The organism is Microbacterium sp. Z12_35, assembly GCF_058310475.1.
Genome location: NZ_JBZEGJ010000001.1, coordinates 821,591 through 843,480, shown reverse-complemented (window position 1 = coordinate 843,480; position 21,890 = coordinate 821,591). Strand labels below are relative to the sequence as shown.

General features: G+C 69.2%; 21 protein-coding genes. 6 read left to right on the top strand and 15 right to left on the bottom strand.

Translation table 11 applies throughout. From position 1 onward, the window contains the following. The first annotated feature begins 43 nt into the window (after positions 1-43). A complete protein-coding gene (locus AC4FS1_RS04225) occupies positions 44-607 on the top strand; it encodes a type IV toxin-antitoxin system AbiEi family antitoxin (protein WP_491152931.1) in 564 nt (187 codons plus the stop codon). Here the strand turns inward: AC4FS1_RS04225 and AC4FS1_RS04220 are convergent. From AC4FS1_RS04220 to AC4FS1_RS04185, 8 genes are all read right to left on the bottom strand, one after another. Next, positions 586-2,838 (bottom strand): RelA/SpoT family protein, encoded by a 2,253-nt coding sequence (locus AC4FS1_RS04220; RefSeq protein ID WP_491152928.1) that lies wholly within the window; start codon positions 2,836-2,838, stop codon positions 586-588. The two genes, AC4FS1_RS04225 and AC4FS1_RS04220, sit on opposite strands and share 22 nt — an antisense overlap. Before the next feature lie 57 nt (positions 2,839-2,895). Then, complete coding sequence (gene secF, locus AC4FS1_RS04215) at positions 2,896-3,897, bottom strand: protein translocase subunit SecF (RefSeq protein WP_491152927.1); 1,002 nt, start codon at positions 3,895-3,897, stop codon at positions 2,896-2,898. After that, positions 3,897-5,618 carry a protein translocase subunit SecD gene (gene secD, locus AC4FS1_RS04210; protein ID WP_491152925.1) on the bottom strand — a complete coding sequence of 574 codons (1,722 nt, stop codon included), beginning with the start codon at positions 5,616-5,618 and terminating at the stop codon, positions 3,897-3,899. The genes secF and secD overlap by 1 nt, the downstream gene beginning before the upstream one ends. Positions 5,619-5,651: 33 nt before the next feature. Continuing rightward, positions 5,652-6,089 (bottom strand): preprotein translocase subunit YajC, encoded by a 438-nt coding sequence (locus AC4FS1_RS04205; RefSeq protein WP_491152924.1) that lies wholly within the window; start codon positions 6,087-6,089, stop codon positions 5,652-5,654. A gap of 78 nt (positions 6,090-6,167) precedes the next feature. Further along, complete coding sequence (gene ruvB / locus AC4FS1_RS04200) at positions 6,168-7,193, bottom strand: Holliday junction branch migration DNA helicase RuvB (protein WP_491152922.1); 1,026 nt, start codon at positions 7,191-7,193, stop codon at positions 6,168-6,170. Further along, positions 7,186-7,806, bottom strand: a complete 621-nt coding sequence (gene ruvA / locus AC4FS1_RS04195; protein WP_491152921.1) for a Holliday junction branch migration protein RuvA — start codon at positions 7,804-7,806, stop codon at positions 7,186-7,188. Before ruvA ends, ruvB begins: the two co-directional genes overlap by 8 nt. A gap of 10 nt (positions 7,807-7,816) precedes the next feature. Beyond that, on the bottom strand, positions 7,817-8,419 hold the full coding sequence (ruvC, locus tag AC4FS1_RS04190) for a crossover junction endodeoxyribonuclease RuvC (RefSeq protein WP_491152918.1): 603 nt from the start codon (positions 8,417-8,419) through the stop codon (positions 7,817-7,819). A gap of 49 nt (positions 8,420-8,468) precedes the next feature. Continuing rightward, entirely contained in the window at positions 8,469-9,227 is a 759-nt protein-coding gene (locus AC4FS1_RS04185; RefSeq protein ID WP_491152915.1) for a YebC/PmpR family DNA-binding transcriptional regulator, read from the bottom strand. Between the two features lie 247 nt (positions 9,228-9,474). On the opposite strand from AC4FS1_RS04185, the gene AC4FS1_RS04180 reads away from it, so the two are divergent. Continuing rightward, positions 9,475-10,854, top strand: a complete 1,380-nt coding sequence (locus AC4FS1_RS04180; protein ID WP_491152914.1) for a pyridoxal phosphate-dependent decarboxylase family protein — start codon at positions 9,475-9,477, stop codon at positions 10,852-10,854. Here AC4FS1_RS04180 and AC4FS1_RS04175 read toward each other — a convergent pair. The 3 genes from AC4FS1_RS04175 to pdxS all read right to left on the bottom strand — a co-directional run bounded on the left by AC4FS1_RS04175 (position 10,838) and on the right by pdxS (position 12,873). Beyond that, complete coding sequence (locus AC4FS1_RS04175) at positions 10,838-11,371, bottom strand: DUF1697 domain-containing protein (RefSeq protein ID WP_491152912.1); 534 nt, start codon at positions 11,369-11,371, stop codon at positions 10,838-10,840. The genes AC4FS1_RS04180 and AC4FS1_RS04175 overlap by 17 nt on opposite strands. Positions 11,372-11,392: 21 nt before the next feature. After that, positions 11,393-11,923 carry a pyridoxal 5'-phosphate synthase glutaminase subunit PdxT gene (pdxT, locus tag AC4FS1_RS04170; RefSeq protein WP_491152910.1) on the bottom strand — a complete coding sequence of 177 codons (531 nt, stop codon included), beginning with the start codon at positions 11,921-11,923 and terminating at the stop codon, positions 11,393-11,395. A 65-nt stretch (positions 11,924-11,988) separates the two neighbouring features. Beyond that, positions 11,989-12,873, bottom strand: coding sequence for a pyridoxal 5'-phosphate synthase lyase subunit PdxS (gene pdxS / locus AC4FS1_RS04165; protein WP_491152907.1), 885 nt, complete (start codon positions 12,871-12,873; stop codon positions 11,989-11,991). Positions 12,874-12,990: 117 nt separating this feature from the next. Between pdxS and AC4FS1_RS04160 the strand changes: the two genes are divergently transcribed. Together AC4FS1_RS04160 and pdxY are read left to right on the top strand one after the other, a co-directional pair. After that, entirely contained in the window at positions 12,991-14,313 is a 1,323-nt protein-coding gene (locus AC4FS1_RS04160; RefSeq protein WP_491152905.1) for an aminotransferase class I/II-fold pyridoxal phosphate-dependent enzyme, read from the top strand. Positions 14,314-14,320: 7 nt separating this feature from the next. After that, positions 14,321-15,172: a pyridoxal kinase PdxY gene (pdxY, locus tag AC4FS1_RS04155; protein ID WP_491152903.1), complete on the top strand. Its 852-nt coding sequence runs from the start codon at positions 14,321-14,323 to the stop codon at positions 15,170-15,172. 3 nt (positions 15,173-15,175) lie between these two features. On the opposite strand, the gene AC4FS1_RS04150 is transcribed toward pdxY, so the two are convergent. From AC4FS1_RS04150 to thrS, 3 genes are read right to left on the bottom strand one after another with little or no spacing between them, the layout of a single operon-like run. Beyond that, complete coding sequence (locus AC4FS1_RS04150; RefSeq protein WP_491152901.1) at positions 15,176-15,748, bottom strand: hypothetical protein; 573 nt, start codon at positions 15,746-15,748, stop codon at positions 15,176-15,178. A 33-nt stretch (positions 15,749-15,781) separates the two neighbouring features. Continuing rightward, a complete protein-coding gene (locus AC4FS1_RS04145; RefSeq protein ID WP_491152899.1) occupies positions 15,782-16,348 on the bottom strand; it encodes an HIT family protein in 567 nt (188 codons plus the stop codon). After that, positions 16,345-18,354, bottom strand: coding sequence for a threonine--tRNA ligase (thrS, locus tag AC4FS1_RS04140; RefSeq protein ID WP_491152897.1), 2,010 nt, complete (start codon positions 18,352-18,354; stop codon positions 16,345-16,347). The genes AC4FS1_RS04145 and thrS overlap by 4 nt, the downstream gene beginning before the upstream one ends. 214 nt (positions 18,355-18,568) lie before the next feature. Between thrS and AC4FS1_RS04135 the strand changes: the two genes are divergently transcribed. Further along, the gene (locus AC4FS1_RS04135) at positions 18,569-19,717 is read left to right on the top strand and encodes an SLC13 family permease (RefSeq protein WP_491152894.1); all 1,149 of its coding nucleotides are present in this window, start codon (positions 18,569-18,571) and stop codon (positions 19,715-19,717) included. Between the two features lie 17 nt (positions 19,718-19,734). Here the strand turns inward: AC4FS1_RS04135 and AC4FS1_RS04130 are convergent, their stop codons facing one another. Further along, positions 19,735-20,418 carry a FadR/GntR family transcriptional regulator gene (locus tag AC4FS1_RS04130; RefSeq protein WP_491152893.1) on the bottom strand — a complete coding sequence of 228 codons (684 nt, stop codon included), beginning with the start codon at positions 20,416-20,418 and terminating at the stop codon, positions 19,735-19,737. A gap of 179 nt (positions 20,419-20,597) precedes the next feature. Here AC4FS1_RS04130 and AC4FS1_RS04125 point away from each other — a divergent pair, with 179 nt between their 5' ends. Further along, the gene (locus AC4FS1_RS04125; RefSeq protein WP_491152891.1) at positions 20,598-21,863 is read left to right on the top strand and encodes an aminotransferase class V-fold PLP-dependent enzyme; all 1,266 of its coding nucleotides are present in this window, start codon (positions 20,598-20,600) and stop codon (positions 21,861-21,863) included. Positions 21,864-21,890: the final 27 nt, after the last annotated feature.

Sequence of the window (21,890 nt, the reverse complement as noted above, 5' to 3'; positions counted from 1 at the left end):
TTCGCGGCCGTGTCGGCGCGGCCCGGTCGGCGAGACTTCGGGGGTGGCGTCACCGTTCATCTACTTCGCGGGCAGCCGGCTGTCTCGAGCCGAGCTTTCCGCGGCGTGCCTGGACGGTGACGTCATCGCCCTCGGCGAGGCCTTCGTGCCCGCCGATGTGGTCGAAACCGCGGCTCTCCGCGCGGCGAGTCTCGCAGAGATGCTCGGAGCATCCCTGGCCGCGTCGCACCTCAGCGCTGCCTGGATCTTCGGCGGCATCGACGATCCGCCGACCCGGCATGGTGCGCAGCGCGCTGTCGGACGTCGGCTTCATCACATCATCGACCGCCGCCTCGTTTATCACGACTCGTTCGTGCCGCCGGAAGACCTCGTCCAGGTCGGCGGCGTGCGGGCGACAACGCCTGCTCGGACGCTCGCCGACCTGGCGCGCGCACCGACCGAGGCGCACGTCCGCGCGTTGCACTCCTGGGTGAGCCGTGACGCGTCCGCCGTGCGTCTCGCGCGGGAGTGGTTCGCCGAGCGGCCCCGCATCCCCAACCGACGGCGAGCCGAGCTGCTGCTGGCCGCGACGGACGAGGCGGTGGGTCAGGAGGACGTCACGCGGTAGACGTCGTAGACGGCGTCGATGCGACGCACCGCGTTGAGCACGCGGTCGAGATGCACCGTGTCACCCATCTCGAAGACGAACCGGCTGATGGCGAGGCGGTCGTTGGTGGTCTGCACGGTGGCGGACAGGATGTTGACGTGGTGCTCGCTCAGCACGCGGGTCACATCGCTGAGGAGCCCGGAGCGGTCCAGTGCTTCCACTTGGATGTGCACGAGGAACACGCTCTTCGACGTCGGCGCCCAGTCGACGTCGATCATCCGCTCAGGGTCCTGCCGGAGCGAGCTGACGTTCGTGCAGTCCGCGCGGTGCACCGACACGCCGCTCCCCCGGGTCACGAAGCCGACGATCTCGTCGCCGGGCACCGGAGTGCAGCACTTGGCGAGTTTGACGAGGATGTCGGGGGCGCCACGCACGAGCACACCCGCGTCGCCATCGCGGGGGGCCTTGCTGCGGCCCACCTGTGGGAGATCGATCGGCCCGGTCGTGGGGTCGCTGGCGCCGACGAGCGCAGTGACCTTCTCGATCACCGACTGCGTCGAGACGTGGCCTTCACCCACGGCCGCGTACAGCGCGGAGACGTCTTCATAGCGCAGCTGGTGCGCGACCTCCGTGAAGGAGTCCTGGTTCATGAGCCGTTGCAGGGGCATGTTCTGCCGCCGCATCGCTCGCGCGATGGCTTCCTTGCCCTGTTCGAGCGCCTCTTCGCGGCGCTCCTTGGTGAACCACCCGCGAATCTTGTTGCGCGCCCGTGTGCTCTGCACGAAGCCCAGCCAGTCCTGGCTCGGGCCGGCGTCGGGATTCTTGGAGGTGAAGACCTCCACGACATCGCCGCTCTTCAGTTCCGACTCGAGCGGCACCAGGCGGCCGTTGACCTTGGCCCCCATCGTGCGGTGACCGATCTCGGTGTGCACGGCGTAGGCGAAGTCGACAGGCGTCGCACCGGCGGGGAGGCCGATGACGCGCCCCTTCGGTGTGAAGACGTAGACCTCTTTGGCCCCGATCTCGAAGCGGAGGGCGTCGAGGAACTCCCCCGGGTCGGCCGTCTCGGCCTGCCAGTCGGAGATGTGCGCAAGCCACGCCATGTCGGTGTCGGCCGCCTTGCCGTCGGCCTTACCGCCGTTCATCCGCTCTTTGTACTTCCAGTGCGCGGCGACACCGTACTCCGCCTGCTGATGCATCTCGTTCGTGCGGATCTGGATCTCGACCGTGCGGCCCCCCGGGCCGATCACGGTGGTGTGCAGCGACTGGTAGAGGTTGAACTTGGGCGTGGCGATGTAGTCCTTGAACCGCCCGGGCAGCGGGGTCCAGCGCGCATGGATGGCGCCCAGCACCGCGTAGCAGTCGCGCACGGTGCTCACGAGCACGCGAATCCCGATGAGGTCGTAGATGTCGTCGAACTCGCGCCCCCGAACGACCATCTTCTGGTAGACGGAGTAGAGCTGCTTGGGGCGCCCTATGACGCGCCCGCGGATCCGAAGTTCGCGGAGGTCGGCGTCGACGGATGCGATCACGTTCTGCACGTACTGCTCGCGCTGCGGCGTGCGCTGCTTCACGAGGCTCTCGATCTCGGCATAGAGCTTCGGGTGCAGGACCGCGAAGGACAGCTCTTCGAGCTCGGACTTGATCGCCTGGATGCCGAGGCGGTGCGCGAGCGGGGCGTAGATCTCGAGCGTCTCGGTCGCCTTCTTGGCAGCCTTCTCGGGGGGAACGAATCCCCACGTGCGGGCGTTGTGCAGCCGGTCCGCCAGCTTGATGACGAGGACGCGGATGTCACGGGACATCGCCACGATCATCTTCCGGACCGTCTCGGCCTGTGCACTCTCGCCGTACTTGACCTTGTCGAGTTTGGTGACGCCGTCGACGAGCATCGCGACTTCGTCGCCGAATTCGGCGGCCAGTTCGTCCAGCGGGTAGCCGGTGTCTTCGACGGTGTCGTGGAGGAGCGCGGCGGCGATGGCCTTCGGGCCGAGGCCCAGGTCGGCGAGGATCTGCGCCACGGCGAGCGGGTGGGTGATGTACGGCTCGCCGCTTTGGCGCTTCTGGCCGTCGTGCTGGGTTTCCGCGACGGCGTACGCGCGCTCGATGATGCCGAGATCGCCCTTGGGGTGATGCGTGCGAACGGTGCGCAGCAGCTGGTCGACCCCGTCGCGCTTGGCCGAGCGGGAGAAGATCCGCGGAACCAGCCGTCGCAGTGAGGAGGTCTGTGCGACCGGGGGCGCGGTTTCGGTCATCCGGTCACCTCCCCTGTTCGCTTCGACGCGACCATCTTACGCCAGCGCCGCAGGGGCTCAGGCCGGGGCGACGGCGCGCGAGCGGGCCTCCAGGACGCGCGCGTCGCGCTCTTTGATGCGCGGCTCGTTCTCGCGCAACAGCGAGTACAGCGGCGCCGCCACGAACAAGGTCGAATAGGCCGCCACGATGGTGCCGACGAAGATCGACAGCGAGATGTCGCTGAGCGTACGGGCTCCGAGCCAGATCGCGCCGATGAACAGGATCGCACCGACGGGGAGCACCGCGACGACCGTCGTGTTGATCGAGCGGATCAACGTCTGGTTCACGGCGAGGTTGACCGATTCGCCGAAGGTGCGGCCGGAGATCTCGCCGTCGTCACGGGTATTCTCGCGGACCTTGTCGAAGACGACCGTGGTGTCGTAGAGCGAGTACGACAGGATCGTGAGGAATCCGATCACCGCCGCCGGTGAGATCTCGAACCCCGCAAGCGCGTACACGCCGATCGTGATGACGAGCACGTCGACGAGCCCGACGATGGCGGCGACCGACATCTTCCAGGTGCGGAAGTACAGGGCGAGGATGAGGAAGGTGAGGGCGAGGAAGATCGCCAGGCCCCACAGCGACTGCCGGGTGACGTCGGCCCCCCATGTCGGACCGATGAACGATGCGGTGACCTCGCTGGTGGAGACGCCGTAGACGTCCGCGAGGGCGGCGACGATCTCCTGCGTCTGGGCGTCGTCCTGTCCCCCGTCGAGGAGTTCGGTCTGCACGCGGACGGCATTGTCGCCCACGGTCGTCACGCGCGCCGTCGCATCCGGCACCACCGACTGCACCGCCTCCGACGCGAGCGACTGATCCGGCGAGCTCAACCCCGACACGGTGAACTGCGAACCGCCGGTGAACTCGATCGACAACTGCACCGGCCGGATGAGAGGCACGAGGGCCGAGCCGATCACGAGGATCGCCGCGATGATGAACCACAACCGGCGACGCCCGACGAACGGGAACGAGGTCTTGCCGGTGTAGAGGTCGTTTCCGAGCTGACCCATGGTGCGCATCAGTCGTCGCCCTTCTTACCGGCCGTCGGCGTATCGCCGCGCGAGCTCCTGGATGCGGCCAATTCGGCCTGCTTGCGCTCCGCGATGGTCTGGCGGCGCTGCGCCTCACCGCGCGATCGAGCTGTCCGGGCGCGGTCCGCCACGACGGGCGCGCGGAACTCGGCTCGCCCGCGGTACACGGCCCCGAGCGCCGCAGGATCCATGCCCGACAGCGGGTGTCCCGAGCCGAAGAATCTCGTGCGGGCCAGCAGCTGCATCACCGGGTGGGTGAACAGGATGAAGATGAGGATGTCGATGGCGGTGGTGAGCCCGAGCGTGAAGGCGAAGCCCTTCACGGTCGCGTCGGCGAGGACGTACAGCACCACCGCCGCCAGGATGTTGATCGACTTCGAGATGTAGATCGTGCGCTTCGCGCGCGCCCAGCCGTCTTCGACGGCGCTCGTGATCGACTTCCCGTCGCGGAGTTCGTCTCGGATGCGTTCGAAGTAGACGATGAACGAGTCGGCTGTGAAGCCGATCGTGACGATGAGGCCCGCGACGCCCGCCAGTGAGAGGCGGAAGCCCATGCGCCAGGCGAGGATGCACAGCGTCACATAGGTCAGCACGGCCATCACGGCGAGCGAGGCGATGATCACCGTGCCAAGGGTGCGATAAACGAGGAGCGAATAGATCGCCACGAGAGCGAGACCGATGAGGCCGGCGATGAGGCCGATCTGCAACTGCTGCGAGCCGAGAGTGGCCGAGACGGTGTCGGAGCTCACCACCGTGAAGCTCAGCGGCAGCGCCCCGTATTTCAGCTGGTCGGCGAGGGCCTTCGATGACTCCTGCGTGAAGGATCCGCTGATCGACGGGTTGCCGTCGAGGATGGTCCCGTTCATCTGGGGCGCCGACAGCACCGAACCGTCGAGCACGAACGCGAACTGATTCAGCGGCGGAGTGGCTCCGTAGAGGCGCTGGCTGATCTTTCCGAAGACGGAGGTGCCTTCGTCGTTGAAGTCGAGGTTGACGACCCAGCTGCCGTTGTTGGGATCGACCCCGTTGGTGGCGTCGTCGATCGACGTACCGTCCAGCTCCACCGGGCCGAGGATGTACTTGACCGATCCGTCAGCGCTGCACGTGATCAGCGGCTGGTCCGCGGGCGCATTGGCGGGGTCGTTGTCCGGGTTGGCGCAGTCGTAAGCGAGGAACTGGGACTGCAGAGCCGGGGTGATCCAGGCCTGGTCGCTCCCGCTGGTGGGCGCCGCCGTCGGTGTGGCCGGCAGAGCGGGATCGGCCGAGGGGTACGGAGTTTCCTGGCCGTCCTCCCCCACGAACGTGTTGGCCGGAGCACCGGTGAACAGCACCGCGCGCAGCTGGAGCTGAGCGGCGGCCTGGATGCGGTCGCGCGTCTCCTGGTCGGCTTCGCCGGGAATCTGCACGACGACGTTCCGGCCGCCTTCGCTGGCTACATCGGCCTCACCGACGCCCGTCGCATCCACGCGCTGTCGGATGATCGTGACCGCCTGCGCCAGTTGCTCCTCCGTGGGCGCGGCACCATCCTCGGTCTGCGCCTGCAGGATGATCTGCGTGCCGCCCTGGAGGTCGAGCGCGAGTTCCGGCGTCCAGGAGCTCTGGTGGAAGACATACACGCCGAGCGCGTTGATTCCGAAGAGCACCGCCGTGATGGCGAGCAGTCCGGTCAGCGCGCGCCAGGCGTGACGAACGGGGGTGGAAGGCGCCACGAATTCGGCTCTCTGTACGTCGAACGGGAGGAATCAGGCCTGGGGCTTGTCCTTGGACTCGCCGTCGAGACCGCGTGCACGCTTCTGGTCATCGCTGATCGAGGTGATGTCACCCTCGGCGACGCCGGCGACGTACTCGGCTTCGCTCTCCTCCGCCTCGATGAACTCGTCGTCGGTGACCACGCCCTCCGCGGGATCGACGATGCGCAGGATCGCCTGGCTGTGCACCTTGATCTCGACGCCCGGTGCGATCTCCACACGAGCGGGCCGGTCGAGGTTGTCGGGGTCGTACTCGACGATCGTGCCGTAGAGGCCGCCCTGGAGGAGAACCTCGGCCCCGGGGACCGTCTGGCGCGCCTTGGCCTCCTGCTCGGCCTTCTGCTTCTGCATCCGACGACGCGAACTCCAGAACATGAAGACCAGGAGGAGGACGAGCAGGATGATGAGCCCGTAATCGGCGAGGAATTGCATTGGTCGGGCACCTTTCGATTTCGGCGCGCCGCTGCGGTACTGCCTTCAGGGAGGGAGGGCGGCGATAGCCTTCAGCGATTATAGGTCATGCAGTCGCAGAGCACCGTCGCCCGCGGGCACGCCCATGTGTGCTGCTGCGGCGGCGGTTGCGACTCGGCCGCGCGGGGTCCGGCCCATGAACCCGATGCGGACAAGATAGGGCTCCACGACCGACTCGATCGTCTCGGCCTCTTCACCGACCGCGACAGCGAGGGTGGAAAGACCCACCGGGCCTCCGCGGAAACGACGGACCAGCGCTTCGAGCACCGCGCGGTCGAGACGGTCGAGCCCGATGGCGTCGACGTCGTAGAGGTCGAGGGCCGCGTCCACCGCCGCGAGGTCGGCGTCCAGCGCGTCGTGCACCACGAGGTAGTCGCGCACCCGCCGCAGGAGCCGGTTGGCGATGCGGGGCGTTCCCCGCGAGCGGCGCGCGATCTCAGCGCGGGCGCGCGGCGGCAGGGGGACGCCGAGCATCGCCGAGGAGCGCTCGACGACCCGTTCCAGCTCCTCCGGCTCGTAGTACTCCAGGTGCGCGGTGAACCCGAACCGGTCGCGGAGTGGATTGGGGAGGAGGCCCGAGCGGGTGGTCGCACCCACCAGCGTGAACGGGGCGAGATCCAGCGGGATGCTGGTGGCACCGGCGCCCTTGCCGACCATGATATCGATGCGGAAATCCTCCATCGCGAGGTACAGCATCTCCTCGGCCGAGCGCGCCATGCGGTGCACCTCGTCGATGAAGAGCACCTCGCCCGGAGTGAGGCTCGACAGGAGGGCGGCCAGATCACCGGCGTGCTGGATCGCCGGACCGCTGGAGAGGCGGAGGGGCCGTTCGCTCTGGTGAGCGACGATCATCGCGAGGGTGGTCTTGCCGAGCCCCGGCGGACCCGACAGCAGGATGTGGTCGGGGGAACGCTGCTGGATGCGCGCGGCGTCCAGCAGCAATTGCAGCTGGCCGCGCACCTTGTGCTGCCCGACGAAGTCGGCGAGGGAGGTCGGGCGGAGCGCTCCTTCGATGGCGAGTTCGCCGTCGTCTTCCGGAGTGCCGACGTCGCGCAGATCATCCACCGGCAGGCTCCCGGCGGGCAGGGCCCAGCATCGCGAGCGTCAGTCGGAGGAGCGCCTGGACCGACGCGCGGTCGGCCTCGGACGCGTCGTCGGATACGCTCGCGACCGCTTCGACGGCGATGCGCTCCGACCAGCCGAGTCCGACGAGCGCCTGGGCGACCTGGGCGGGGACCGCGCCCGCGGATCTCGTGAACGACGGAGCTGCCGCGCGGGGCGGGGCGAGCTTGCCGGCGAGCTGGACGACGATGAGCTTCGCCGTCTTCGGCCCGATCCCCGAGACACGGCGGAAGGGTGCGTCGTCGTCGGCCGCCACGGCCTCGGCGATCTGCGAGACGGTGAGCGAGGACAGCACGCCGAGGGCCGACTTCGGGCCCACCCCGGTGACGCTGAGGAGCTGACCGAAGACCACGAGCTCTTCCCGTGTCTCGAAACCGAAGAGCGACAGGGCGTCCTCGCGGACGATGAGGTTCGTGTGCAGGTGGATGTCGGAGCCGACCATGGCGGCGCGGGCGAGCTGAGGCACGACGGCCACGCTGAACCCCACGCCGCCGACGACGACCACGAGCGCGTCGTCGTCGACGTGCGCGACGCTTCCCGTGACGGAGGAGATCATGAAGGCGAGCCTACGTGCGGGTTCGCATCTTTGTTCGAGCGACACGCGTAGTGCGCTGCTCGGCGTCCCGCCAGGCCTTCTGCGCCGGAGTCAGCGCGTCCGTCGCGCCGGGCGCGCTGCCTGGTCCCGACCGCCAGGCGTGGCAGAGCGCCAGGGCGAGGGCATCCGCGGCATCCGCCGGCTGGGGAAGCTCATCGAGCCGGAGAACCCGGGCGACCATCGTCTGCACCTGCCGTTTGTCGGCAGATCCGTAGCCGGTGACGGCGGCCTTGACCTCGCTCGGGGTATGGGTAGCGGCGCGCAGGCCGCGCTCACCGGCGAGCATGAGCGCGATGCCGCTGGCCTGTGCTGTTCCCATGACGGTGTGCAGGTTGTCCTGGGCGAAGACCCGCTCGACGGCGACCACGTCCGGAGAATGCGCGTCGAGGACCTCGCGGAGACCGGCGGCGATGGTGGCCAACCGGCGCTCGATGGGCAGGTCGACCGCCGAGCGGATGACGCCCACGTACACCAGGCGCGCCGAACGGTCGGGCGCGACATCGACGATTCCCACGCCGCACCGGGTGAGTCCGGGGTCGACGCCGAGCACACGCAGAGACGGGCGGGAGGTCACTCCCCCACGCTAAGCGCGGGGGCGGACGGCGGCGGGCAGGCGCGCCTGTTCAGTCGTCTTCTTCGAGCTGCGCCTGCACCTCGGGAGTGAGGTCGAAGTTGCTGAAGACGTTCTGCACATCGTCGCTGTCTTCCAGCGCGTCGATGAGACGGAAGACCTTGCGCGCCGTGTCGGCGTCGACTTCGACTTTGAGGTTGGGGACGAATTCGATGTCCGCGGACTCGTAGTCGATGCCCGCATCCTGCAGCGCCGTGCGCACCGGCACGAGATCGGAGGCTTCGGTGACGACGGCGAAGTCGTCTCCGTGCGGTTCCACCTCTTCGGCGCCGGCATCGAGCACGGCCATCATGATGTCGTCCTCGGTCGTGCCGTCACTGGAGACGACGATGACGCCCTTGCGGGTGAAGTTGTATGCGACGCTGCCCGGATCGGCCAGGTTGCCTCCGTTGCGGCTGAGCGCGGTGCGCACTTCCGCCGCCGCGCGGTTGCGGTTGTCGGTCAGACACTCGATCATGAGCGCCACACCGTTGGGCCCGTAGCCCTCGTACATGATCGACGTGTACTCGACCGCCTCGCCGCCGATGCCGGCGCCGCGCTTGATCGCGCGCTCGATGTTGTCGTTGGGAACGGAGGTCTTCTTGGCCTTCTGCACGGCGTCGTACAGCGTGGGGTTTCCCGCAAGATCGGCACCGCCCATCTTGGCGGCGACCTCGATGTTCTTGATGAGCTTGGCGAACGACTTGGCACGGCGAGAGTCGATGACGGCTTTCTTGTGCTTGGTGGTCGCCCACTTGGAGTGGCCGGACATGGAGGCAATTCTACCCGTGGCGTTCTCGCGCCGAACACCCGCGGTCTCGTCGGGCTCCGACCGCGTCCCGATGAGGCGTCGACTGCACGGGTTGATGCCGAGTGCACGGGATGTCTGCGCCGATAAGCCGTGCGCTGGGGAGGAGGTCGTGCACTCGGCGGATGTGGCGGGGATGCGGCGGGGAGGTGGCGGGGACGCGGGCGCGGCGGGTCTTGATGCGCACCCGCAGCGGGTCCACACTGTCGACGTGGACGAACGCGATGGAGCGTTGCACGCCGCACACGCAGCGGCCTCCGCCTTCCTGGCGAGCCTGCCCGAGCGGGCGGTGTGGCCTCGGGCGACCCTCGACGACATGCTCGCACGATTCGGGGGTGCCCTCCCGGACGAGGGGATGCCGGCCGAGGCCGTCGTCACCGACATGGCGGAGGGGGCCGAGCCGGGGCTGGTCGCCATCCCCGGCGGCCGGTTCTTCGGCTTCGTCATCGGCGGCACGCTGCCCGCAGCTCTCGCGGCCGACTGGCTCGTATCGACGTGGGATCAGAACTCCGGATCGAGCACGATGACGACGGCGACGGTCGCCCTCGAGCGCGTGGCCGGCGAGTGGATCCTCGACCTCCTGGGGCTGCCGTCGGGCGCATCCGTCGGGTTCGTCACCGGCGCACAGATGTCGAACTTCGTCTGCCTGGCCGCCGCCCGCGCCGCCGTGCTGCGGCGGCGGGGATGGGCTATCGCCCGGCAAGGCGTGCACGGCGCGCCGCGGGTGCGACTGGTCGTCGGCGCAGACCGGCACGGCTCGGTGGATCGCGCCGCGCGGTTCCTCGGCATCGGCGAGGACGACATCGTCGTGGCCGCCGCGGACGACCAGGGTCGGATGCTGCCGGATGCGCTCGAGCAGTCGCTCACGCTGTGCGGCGGCGACCCCGTGATCGTCTGCGTGCAGGCCGGAGAGGTGCACTCCGGCGCGTTCGACCCCTTTCCGGAGCTCATTCCCCTGGCACGAGCGCGCGACGCGTGGGTGCATGTGGATGGTGCGTTCGGGGCGTGGGCGGCAGCATCCCCCGCCCTGGCGCACCTGACGGTGGGCATGACCGAGGCGGACTCATGGACGACCGACGCCCATAAGACCCTGAACGTGCCGTACGACTGCGGCATGGCGATCGTGCGGAATCCCGCCGACTCGATCGCGGTGTTCCGCGCCGGCGGCGACTACCTCATGTACTCGAGTCTCGACCCGTGGGATGTCACCCCGGAGCTGTCGCGTCGCGCCCGCGGTGTTCCGGTGTGGGCGGCGCTGCGAAGCCTCGGGCGGTCGGGCGTGGCTGACCTGGTCGAGCGACTGCACACCCACGCGCGTGCGCTCGAGGCCGGGCTCCGCCGCATCCCCGGGGTGACGATCATGAATGACGTTCCCTACACGCAGGTGATGTTCCGCCTCGACGACGACGCGGACACGCAGGCGCTCGGAGCGGCGATCCTCGCCGAGGGAACCGCCGCGGTGACCGGAGCGGTGTGGGCGGGGCATGCGGTGCTGCGCTGCTCGATGTCGTCGTGGGTGACGACGCAGGACGACATCGAGCGCACTCTCGAGGCATTCGCGCGACTGGTGGCGCTCACCCGAGGATCTTGAGCACCGTCCTGAGGTTGCGGTTGGTCGTCCGCTCCTTGTAGGTGCGCTTGGCGATGAGTTTCGCGAACGCCGTATCGGTGCTGGAGCCTTTCGGGGGGTTCCAGTAGACGACGCCGGGGCCGCCGGCGACGGGGTCGATGGCGGAATCGAGGGATGCGGCGGCGTCCACGAGCTCGTCGCGGGTCGCGTCGTCCGCGCAGAACAGCAGCCACGGCTGGCGCGCCGGGTCGTCGGCGTCGAAGGGAAACCCTTCGGCTGCACGCGCCACCTCCTGCCGGGTGAACAGCAGCACCCGGGCCTCGTAATCGAACCGGTCGCGGAGCGCGCCTTCGATGCGGTTCTTGAGCTGCGCCCGCTCCGCAGGCGTTCCGCCACCGGTGAAGGTCGCGTTGCCGCTGGCCAGCACCGTCTGCACGTCGGAGAGCCCGAGCTCGGACAATGTCGCGCGCAGATCGGCACTGCGGACGGTGATGCCGCCCACGTTCACACCGCGCAGCAGCACCACCCACTCGGTCATGCGCTCAGCGTAGGCCGGACATCAGGTCCGCTCACGCACGCGCGCCAGGAAGCGCTCGTGGAATCGGGTCTCCCCCGTCACCTCGGGGTGGAACGCGGTCCCGAGCACGGCGTCCTGCTCCACGGCCACGACCCGGCCGTCGGGGAGCGACGCGATCGCGCGTGCGCCCTCTCCCACGTGCTGGACGATGGGCGCGCGGATGAAAGCGGCGTGCACCGGTGCATCGAAACCGTCGACGTCCAGATCGGTCTCGAAGGATTCCGCCTGACTCCCGAACGCGTTGCGCGCGACGACGACATCGAGTCCGCCGAACGTCTCCTGGCCTGCGATCCCGCCGGTGATCCGGTCCGCCAGGAGGATGAGCCCTGCGCACGTCCCGTAGACGGGCAGCCCGTCGGCGATGGCCTCGCGCAGCGGCTGCTGCATCCCGAACGTCCGGGAGAGCTTGTCGATGACGCTCGACTCGCCGCCGGGGAGCACGAGCCCGTCGACGGCGGCCAGCTCCTCCGGGCGGCGGATGAGGGCGACATCGGCGCCGAGAGAGGCGAGCATGCGTGCATGCTCGCGCACGTCGCCCTGCAGCGCGAGGACGCCGACGCGGGGCCGGTGCGCCACCGCTACCAGCCGCGCGTGGCCAGGCGGTGCGGGGCGGCGAGGTCGGCGACGTTGATGCCGACCATGGCCTCGCCGAGACCGCGGGATACGTCCGCGATCACGCTGGGGTCGTCGAAGAAGGTGGTGGCCTTCACGATGGCTGCCGCGCGCTCCGCCGGATTGCCCGACTTGAAGATGCCCGAGCCGACGAAGACCCCGTCGGCGCCGAGCTGCATCATCAACGCCGCGTCCGCGGGAGTGGCCACGCCGCCGGCGGTGAAGAGCACCACGGGGAGGGTACCGGTCTCGGCGATTTCGGCGACCAGGTCGTACGGCGCCTGCAGCTCCTTGGCTGCGACGTACAGCTCGTCCTTGGTCATCGAGCGGAGCCGGTTGATCTCGCCCGTGATCGTACGGATGTGCTTGGTCGCCTCGGAGACGTCGCCGGTGCCCGCCTCGCCCTTGGAGCGGATCATCGCCGCACCTTCGGTGATGCGTCGGAGCGCCTCGCCGAGGTTCGTCGCGCCGCACACGAACGGCACGGTGAAGCCCCACTTGTCGATGTGGTTGACGTAGTCCGCCGGTGAGAGCACCTCGGACTCGTCGATGTAGTCCACCCCGAGCTGCTGAAGGACCTGCGCTTCCACGAAGTGCCCGATCCGCGCTTTCGCCATCACCGGGATCGACACTGAGGCGATGATCTGATCGATGAGGTCGGGATCGCTCATCCGGGCCACGCCGCCCTGTGCCCGGATGTCCGCGGGCACGCGCTCCAGCGCCATCACGGCGACGGCGCCGGCGTCCTCGGCGATCTTCGCCTGGTCGGCGGTGACGACGTCCATGATGACGCCGCCCTTCAGCATCTCCGCCAGTCCGCGCTTCACGCGCGACGTTCCGTTGGTGCTCATCGTGGGGTCCTTCCGCCGTGGCGGGTTCAGTCCGCGACCGGGCGATCGCGGATGCACATTGGCATAGGCCAGAAAGTACCATGTTCCACGCCCTTAGGATCGAGGCGGAGGACACATATGACAACGCAGATCGGCGGCAGCTCTGCGGCCGAGATCGCCGAGAGCGTCCGCGGCCTCCGCGAGCGCGGCGCCCTGCGCGCGGGCGATCCGCTTCCCTCGGTGCGGGCGCTGGCCTCTGAGCTCGGGGTGAATCGCAATACCGCCGTCGCCGCCTATCGCCAGCTCGTCGCGGCGGGGGTTGCCGTGACCCGGGGGCGCGGGGGTACCCGCATCGCCGGTCAGAGCCCGATCCCCCAGGAAGGATTCGCCGCCGACACGGTGCTGCGCGACGTGGGCACCGGGAACCCGGATGTCACGCTCATTCCCGATCCGACCCCCGCGCTCGCCCGGGTCGTCGGCCGGCCGGTGCTCTACGGAGAGCCGGTCGTGGACGCAGGCCTCGAGGAGTGGGCGCGCGGCTGGCTCGCGGCCGACCTCCTGCCCACCGATGTGCGGGTGACCGTGACGAACGGCGCCGTCGATGCCGTCGAGCGGCTTCTCTCGCAGGCGCTGACCCGCGACGACGGGGTGGCGTTGGAGGACCCCTGCTTCCTCTCCGCCATTCACACGGTCCGCGTCGGGGGCTACCGCCCGGTGGCCGTCCCGGTCGACGCCGAGGGGATGACCCCGGCCGGGCTCCGCGCGGCGCTCGACGGCGGGGTGCGTGCCGTGCTGTGCACGCCGCGGGCGCAGAACCCGACCGGAGTGAGCCTCTCGCCGCGCCGCGCCGAAGAACTGCGCGCGGTCCTGGCGGAGCATCCCTACGTTCTCGTGATCGAAGACGACCACTACGCGATGCTGTCGCGTCAGCCGTACACGTCCCTCATCGGCCCGGAGCATCAGCGCTGGGCGCTCATCCGGTCGGTGTCGAAGTCACTCGGTCCCGACATGTGCCTCGCCGTCACGGCCACCGACCCGGAGACCGCGGAGCGCCTCGCCCTGCGGCTGCGCCCCGGGACCACCTGGGTGAGCCACCTGCTCCAGCGGCTCGCCCTCGCCCAGGTCAGCGACCCCGACGTGACGGGCGCGATCGAGCGGGCCGCTGCGCACTACTCCGAGCGCAACGCGGCGTTCGCCGCTCGGCTGCGCGACGCGGGCTTCGACTGCACCCCCGGCGACGGGCTGAATCTGTGGGTCGATGTCGCGGCGCCTGCCCGTGCGGTGTCCGAACAGCTGATGCGTCGCGGATGGCTCGCGCGTACCGGGGACGAGTTCTCCCTCGCGCCCGGGGTCAGCACGCACCTCCGACTGACCGTCCATGACCTCGATGAGACCGCCGCTGCGGCCCTCGTCACCGATCTGTCCGCTGCGGCGCGTGCCGCCTCGACTTCCAGAGGATGATGTTCCCGTGAAGATTCTGTCCATCCAGTCCGCCGTCGCCTACGGCCACGTCGGCAACTCCGCCGCCGTCTTCCCCCTGCAGCGCATCGGCGTCGAGGTTCTCCCGGTCTATACGGTGAACTTCTCCAACCACACCGGGTACGGGGCGTGGCGGGGCCCGCTTATTCCGCCGGGCGACGTCGCCGAGGTCATCACGGGTGTGGAAGAGCGCGGGGTGTTCCCGCAGATCGACGCCGTGCTGTCGGGATATCAGGGCAGCGAGGGGATCGGCGACGTCATCGTCGACGCCGTGCAGCGCGTGAAGGCAGCGAACCCGAACGCGCTGTACGCATGCGACCCGGTCATGGGCAACGCCACGTCGGGATGCTTCGTCGCGCCGGCCATTCCGGAACTCCTGCGTGAGCGGGTCGTGCCGGTGGCCGACATCATCACGCCGAACCAGTTCGAGCTCGGCTTCCTCACCGGCACGGATCCCGACACCCTCGAGTCGACGTTGGACTCGGTGGATGCCGCGCGCGCCATGGGTCCGCGGACGATCCTCGTCACGAGCGTCGAGCGCCCCGACCGCGAGCCGGACACGATCGAGATGCTCGTCGCCGACGACACGGGCGCGTGGATCGTTCAGACGCCGCTGCTGCCGATGAAGGCCAACGGGTCGGGCGATGTCACGGCCGCGTTGTTCACGGCGCATTACGTGCGCACCGGGGATGCCGCGGACGCGCTGGCGCGCACCGCATCCAGCGTCTTCGACCTGCTGCAGCGCACCCTCGACTCGGGCGAGCGGGAGTTGCAGCTGATCGAGTCGCAGGAGGCCTACGCGCATCCGCAGATGCAGTTCCCGGTCCGCCAGGTGCGGTGAGCGTCAGCCGTACAGGGCGGCGAAGGCTGTTTCCCACTGCGGAGCGTCGGCGGGACAGATGAACGTGGTGCCGAACACCATGATGCTCACCAGCCCCTGGGTGGCGTCGGGGTCGCCGCCTGCGACCTCCGTGATCAACGGGGAGCTTTCGATGTGCATTCGGGCGGTCTCGACGCTGACGTCGTGGCCGTTGAGGATCGACGTTTCGCACGCGTCGAGCGCCAGGGCGAGTGCGACTCCGTCGTAGACCTCGTCCCACGTGCCGCCCTGCGACTCGACGTACGCGCGCTGCTGCGCGAGGAAGTCTTGCTGCTCGGGTGTCTGCGGGGTCGGCAGCGTGCCGTCGGCCGGCTGCCCCTGCGCGGCGAAGAACTCGTCGCGCTCGGCCAGCGCGTCGGCGGGCGGCGACGTCGGCGCCGCCGAGGGCCGGGACGTCTCCTCCCCCGTGACACCCGATGTGCCCGACGGCTGGGGATCGGATCCGGGCGCCGTGCACGCGGACACCCCGAACGCGGCACCGGCGACGAGGAGCAGAACACACGTGGCACGCACGCGACGGGTCGGGGTTTGCGTCATCCCCTCACGCTACGCGTCGACGAAGCCGGGACGTCAGCGGGCGGGAGCGGGCCAGGCCTCGGCCACGGCCTGGCGCACTTCGCCCAGAAGCTGCGGCAATGCCTTCGTCTTGGCGATGATCGGGAAGAAGTTCGCATCGGTGGCCCAGCGCGGCACGACGTGCTGGTGCAGGTGGGCGGCCACTCCGGCACCGGCCACCGCGCCCTGGTTCATCCCGATGTTGAACCCGTCGCATCGCGACACCTGGCGGAGCACGCGCATCGCGGTCTGGGTGAGCTCACCGATCTCGGCGACCTCCTCGGGGGTGGCCTCGTCGTACGTCGCGATGTGGCGATACGGGCAGATGAGAAGGTGCCCGGAGTTGTACGGGAAGAGGTTCAGCAGCGCGTAGGCGGTTCGCCCTCGGGCCACGATCAGCCCGTCCTCGTCGCTCTTGAGGGGCGCCTCGTCGAACGGGCACACGTCCCGGAGTGGCTCGGGCCCCGCCTGGATGTACGCCATGCGGTGCGGCGTCCACAGTCGCTGGAACTCATCCGGCACACCCGGGAGGTCGGATGCGGCGATGAGGGCCGCATCCGGATCTTCCGGGTTCTCGCTCACGCGAGATCCTCCGCGGTGTTGACGAGAGCGTGGGTGGCGATGGCTTCGCGGATGCGGCGGATCGCTTCCTCCACGGGCACACCGTTCTCCTGGGTCCCGTCACGGAAACGGAACGACACGGTGCCGGCAGCGCGGTCCTGCTCCCCCGCGATGAGGATGAGCGGCACCTTGGTCGTGGTGTGGTTGCGGATCTTCTTCTGCATGCGGTCGTCGCTGTGGTCGACCTCGGCACGCACTCCCTCGACGCGCAGCCGATCGACGATTCCGCCGAGATACTCGGCATACTCGTCGGCGACGGGGATTCCGATGGCCTGCACGGGCGACAGCCACACGGGGAACGCCCCGGCGTAGTGCTCGAGGAGGATGGCGAAGAATCGCTCGATCGATCCGAAAAGAGCCCGGTGGATCATGATCGGGCGGTGCTTCTCACCGTCGGGTCCGGTGTACTCCAGCTCGAAGCGCTCCGGCAGGTTCACATCGACCTGGACGGTGGACAGCTGCCAGGTCCGTCCGATGGCGTCCCTGGTCTTCAGGTCGATCTTCGGACCGTAGAACGCGGCCTCCCCCGGCACCTCGGTGACCTTCAGCCCGCTCGAGTGAGCGACGTGGCGGAGCGCGTTGGTGGAGTACTCCCAGAACTCGTCGCTTCCGATCCACTTCGACTTCTCGTCGTCGCGCATGGACAGCTCGAGCTCGAAGTCCTCCAGGCCGAAGTCGCGCAGCATGGAGATGACGAACTCGAGCACGCGGGTGGTCTCCGCCTCGAGTTGGTCCGGGGTGACGAACAGGTGCGAATCGTCCTGGGTGAAGCCCCGCACACGGGTGAGGCCGTGCAACGCGCCGGAGAGCTCGTTGCGGTAGACCGTTCCGTTCTCGGCGAGGCGCATCGGGAGATCGCGATAGCTGCGCGCACGCTCCTTATAGATGAGGATGTGCATCGGGCAGTTCATCGGCTTGAGGTAATAGTCGACGCCCTGCTTGGTGACCTCCCCCGCCGCGTCGCGCTCCTCGTCCAGGGTGATGGGCGGGAACATGCCCTCCTTGTAGGTGACGAGGTGGTTCGACTGCAGGAAGAGGTCCTGCTTGGAGATGTGCGGCGTGTACACGTAGGTGTACCCGTCGGCGATGTGCCGGCGACGGGCGTGCTGCTCCATCTCTCCGCGGACGACCCCGCCCTTGGGATGCCACACCGACAGCCCGGAGCCGATCTCGTCCGGGAAGGAGAAGAGGTCGAGCTCCTTGCCGAGCTTGCGGTGGTCCCGCTTCGCGGCCTCCTCGAGACGGTGCTGGTAGGCGCGCAGCTCATCCTTGGTCGGCCATGCGGTGCCGTAGATGCGCTGGAGCTGCGGGTTCTTCTCGCTGCCACGCCAGTACGCCCCTGCGATACGGGTGAGGTCCCAGCCGTTGCCGATCATGCGCGTGCTCGGCACGTGCGGGCCTCGGCACAGGTCCTTCCACACGGTCTCGCCGTCGCGGTTGACGTTGTCGTAGATCGTCAGCTCGCCCGAGCCCACCTCCACGTCCGCGCCCTCTGCCGCAGTCGACGACCCGCCCTTCAGATCGATCAGCTCGAGCTTGAACGGCTCGTCGGCGAGCTCGGCACGGGCCTCGTCATCGCTCACGACGCGACGGACGAAGCGCTGCCCTTCGCGGACGATGCGCTCCATCTCTTTCTTGATCGCTTTGAGGTCGTCCGGGGTGAACGGCTCGGCGACGCCGAAGTCGTAATAGAACCCGTCGGTGATCGGCGGGCCGATGCCGAGATTCGCCTGCGGATTGATGCGCTGAACGGCCTGCGCGAGCACGTGTGCGGTGGAGTGGCGCAGGATCGAGAGACCATCGGGGCTGTCGATGCGCACCGGCTCCACCTCGTCGGACGCCTGCACGGTCGCGGCGAGGTCCTTCAGTTCGCCATTGACGCGGAGCGCGACGACGGAGCGGTCGGGAAAGAGGGCGAATCCGTCGGCGGGGTAGGACACATCGGACGGGGAGGCGGCATCGGTCACGGGAACTCTCCTGGGTGGCTCGGCTTCAAGGCTACGGGCAGCCTTGGCGGGCCCGCGCCGGGGAATGTCTCAGCTTCGGGCGCGCGCCGCGCCCCGCCCGCTCAGGCGTCGGGCGTTCGCGTTCCGACACGCGCGGATGCTGCGGCTCCCGTGGGGCGGAGCATCCGGAGTTCCATGGCCAGAGTCTACCGTCGAGAGGCGCGATGATGGTTCGGTGAGGTTGGGGGTCGCGGGCGGAGTGCTCTGCTGTGCGGGGGCTCTTGCCGTCGCCCTCGGCATCCTGCCGTTCGATGGTCTTGCCGCCATCGCAGAACGCGTCTGGCCGGTCCTCCTGTTCGTGGTCGCTGTCACGATCGTCGCTGAGCTGGCCTCCACCGCCGGGCTCTTTGCTGTGATCGCGGAGCGGCTCGCCCGCCTGGCCGGCGGACGGACCCGGGTGCTGTGGCTTCTCGTGGTCGTGCTGGCCACCGGGACCACCGCGTTCCTTTCGCTGGACACGACCGCCGTGCTCCTCACCCCCGTAGTCGTGACCATGGCGCGCCAGCACCGGCTCGACCCGCTGCCCTTCGCGTTCCTGACGGTGGTCCTGGCGAACACCGCGTCGCTGCTCCTGCCCGTGTCGAACCTCACGAATCTGCTGGCGGCTGAGCGGACAGGGTCGACCGATCCTTGGCGTTTCCTCGGCCTCCTCGGCCCCTCGGCCGCCCTGGCGATCCTCGTGTCGGCCGCCGTCCTGACCGCCGTGTTCCTTCCGGGCCTTCCCGTCCGGCACCCCGAAGCCGCCGCGCCCGCCGTCTCCGACCCGGTGCTGCTGCGGGCATCCGCCGTGGTGGTGGGCCTTCTTCTGCCGCTGCTGGTGGCGGGAATCCCGCCCTGGCTGCCGACGGTCGCTGCGGCGACGGCGCTGGTCGCGGTCTTCGCGTTGCGCGCGCCGCGTGCGGTGCAGCCGCGCCTCGTGCCGTGGTCGACGCTCGTCTTCGCGTCGGGCCTCTTCGTCGTCGTGGCCGCGGCCGAGTCCCTCGGGCTGGGGCTGGTGGCGGGGGCACTGGTGGGCGAAGACGGCGGGCCCGGCGGAGTGTGGCAGGTGGCCGGCGCCGGGGTGCTCAGCGCGAACGCGATCAACAACCTCCCCGCCTTCCTCGCGCTGGAATCGGCCGCCGGCGGCGGCGAGCGATTGGCGGCCTTGCTGGTGGGCGTGAACGCCGGACCTCTCATCACCCCGTGGGCCTCGCTCGCGACCCTGCTGTGGCACGGCCGTCTCGTCGCGATGGGAGTGGATGTACCGTGGCGGCGTTTCGTCGTCCTCGGCGCGCTCGTCGTTCCGCTCACGGTCGCTGCCGCGGTGCTGCCGCTGGCCCTCTGAAGGCCGCGGCGGCTCCGTCAGGTCTCGGGAGCGGGCTGCAGGCGGGAGAGCCAGTACTCCGTACGGGCGACGTGCGCTACGGCGGCGGCGGTGGCCGCGGCCGGGTCTCGACGGGCGAGCGCATCGACGATCGCGCGGTGCCCTTCGTCACTGGACCGCTTGGCCGGCGACGCGGGTCCGGAATCGAAGATCCGGTAGTGACGTCCTCGCGAGCGGAGTACGCCGATGAGGGAGGTCACCGTCGGGTTGCCGGCCGCGAGGCAGATCCGCTCGTGGAACTCGTCATCCAGTTCCGCGACGTCACCGTTGTCGCCCCGTTCCATCTGGTCGCACAGTTCGGACAGACGTGGCACCAGGTCGTCGGGGGCGCGGGCTGCGGCCTGGGCCGCAGCATTTCCCTCGAGGACCCGACGAATCTCGAACAGCTGCAGCAGCCCCTCGAGCGGGAGCAGATCGACGGTCAGCGAGAATCCCCGGATGATGTCGGCGGGATTCAGGCGCGAGACGTAGGTTCCGGATCCGTGCCGCACCTCGATGACACCGAGCGTGTCGAGCACCCGCACGGCTTCCCGGAGAGAACTGCGGGACACATCCAGCTGACGGCACAGTTCCGCCTCGGGCGGGAACTTCTGGCCCGGGGCGAGCGCGCCGGAAGAGATCATCTGGCGGAGCCCGGTCAGCGCCGTCATCATCACCGTCATGGCTGACCTTTCTCGCACCCTCACTGTAGAACCCCCTCAGTCATCTGATGACTATTTCTCCAGCTCGTCACCGCCGCGACCGGATGAGGGGAAAAACAGCGTTGCGGCGGTGGCGGTCTCAGCCCTATGTTGTGCGTGAGTGTCCCAAGGTCTTATGACTTCGAGAACCGGTGCATGTGATGACCCCTGAGCCCGCGACGGCGTACGACGTGCCGCGACCCACGAGCGGCGGGGCCGCCCGTGACCTCTGGGCGCTCACCAACGACGCCGTGCACCTCAACCACGGGTCGTATGGCGCCGTTCCGACGGCCACGACGGACTATCAACTGACGCTCATCCGGCTCATGAACGCCGCCCCCGGTCGCTGGTTCACCGAGCTGCCCGGCCGTGTGGGCGGAGCGCGCCACAGTATCGCCGCGTTCCTCGGCACGGACCCCGACCGCACAGCGCTGGTTTCGAACGCCAGCGCGGGCGTTTCCGTCGTGCTGCAATCTCTCGATCTCCCCCGTGGAGCCGAGATCCTGATGACGGATCACGCCTACGGCGCGGTGCGGATGGCGGCCGAACGCGCCGTCCGCCGCGTGGCCGGCATCGTGACCGAGGTCGCCATCCCCCTGGAGGCCACCGACGATGACGTCACGGCCGCGCTCTTGGATGCCGTCTCCGAGCGAACGGCGCTCGTCATCGCCGATCAGATATCGTCGGCCACCGCGCGTGTGTTTCCCATCGGCGACATCGCGCGGCGGTTGCATGAGCGGGGCATCCCTCTGCTTGTGGATGCGGCCCACGCCCCGGGAATGGTGGCGAAACCGGCCGCGGACGCGGAGGTCGACTACTGGGTCGGCAACCTCCACAAGTGGGGGTGCGCTCCGCGCGGGACCGCGGCGCTGGTGGCGTCGGCGCGCGTGGCTGACACGCTCTTTCCCACCATCGATTCCTGGGGTGCCCCGCATCCGTTCCCCACGCGCTTCGACACCCAGGGAACGGTGGACCTGACGTCCTACCTCGCCGCGCCGCACGCGCTCGGTCTGATCGAGGACGAGTTCGGGTGGGAGCATGTCCGCGACTACTCGGCGTGGCTCGTCGGCGAGGCGCAGTCCAGGATCCGGACGGCATTGGAATCAGCCGTCGACGCCTCGGCCGCCGTCGAGGTCGCCGCGCCGGCACCCATGATGCGGCTCGTGGCGCTCCCACCCGGTCTCGTGGCCGGCCCCGATGACGCGCACGTCCTGTCGGCCGCGCTCGCGAAGCTCGGCTTCGAGACCGCGATCACCGCGTGGGGAGGCCGCGGGTTCCTGCGGCTGTCCGCGCACGTCTACAACACCCTGGACGACTACACGCGTTTCATCGAACGGGGTGTGCCGGCTATCGCGGCCGCCCACGCAGCCCGAGCCAAGAGCGGCGGGCCGCTTGCGTCGGCAGTGGCCGACCTTTCCCCGACCTGACCCCCGCCGCCGGTCAGACGGCGGTCA

Bases quoted from the DNA above. Each gene is read 5' to 3' on its own strand.
- AC4FS1_RS04220 (WP_491152928.1), bottom strand. From the start codon at position 2,838: ATGACCGAAACCGCGCCCCCGGTCGCACAGACCTCCTCACTGCGACGG.
- secF (WP_491152927.1), bottom strand. From the start codon at position 3,897: ATGCGCACCATGGGTCAGCTCGGAAACGACCTCTACACCGGCAAGACC.
- AC4FS1_RS04205 (WP_491152924.1), bottom strand. From the start codon at position 6,089: ATGCAATTCCTCGCCGATTACGGGCTCATCATCCTGCTCGTCCTCCTC.
- ruvA (WP_491152921.1), bottom strand. From the start codon at position 7,806: ATGATCTCCTCCGTCACGGGAAGCGTCGCGCACGTCGACGACGACGCG.
- AC4FS1_RS04185 (WP_491152915.1), bottom strand. From the start codon at position 9,227: ATGTCCGGCCACTCCAAGTGGGCGACCACCAAGCACAAGAAAGCCGTC.
- AC4FS1_RS04175 (WP_491152912.1), bottom strand. From the start codon at position 11,371: ATGACCGAGTGGGTGGTGCTGCTGCGCGGTGTGAACGTGGGCGGCATC.
- pdxT (WP_491152910.1), bottom strand. From the start codon at position 11,923: ATGCTCGCCTCTCTCGGCGCCGATGTCGCCCTCATCCGCCGCCCGGAG.
- pdxS (WP_491152907.1), bottom strand. From the start codon at position 12,873: ATGAGCACCAACGGAACGTCGCGCGTGAAGCGCGGACTGGCGGAGATG.
- AC4FS1_RS04160 (WP_491152905.1), top strand. From the start codon at position 12,991: ATGACAACGCAGATCGGCGGCAGCTCTGCGGCCGAGATCGCCGAGAGC.
- AC4FS1_RS04150 (WP_491152901.1), bottom strand. From the start codon at position 15,748: ATGACGCAAACCCCGACCCGTCGCGTGCGTGCCACGTGTGTTCTGCTC.
- AC4FS1_RS04130 (WP_491152893.1), bottom strand. From the start codon at position 20,418: ATGACGGTGATGATGACGGCGCTGACCGGGCTCCGCCAGATGATCTCT.
- AC4FS1_RS04125 (WP_491152891.1), top strand. From the start codon at position 20,598: ATGACCCCTGAGCCCGCGACGGCGTACGACGTGCCGCGACCCACGAGC.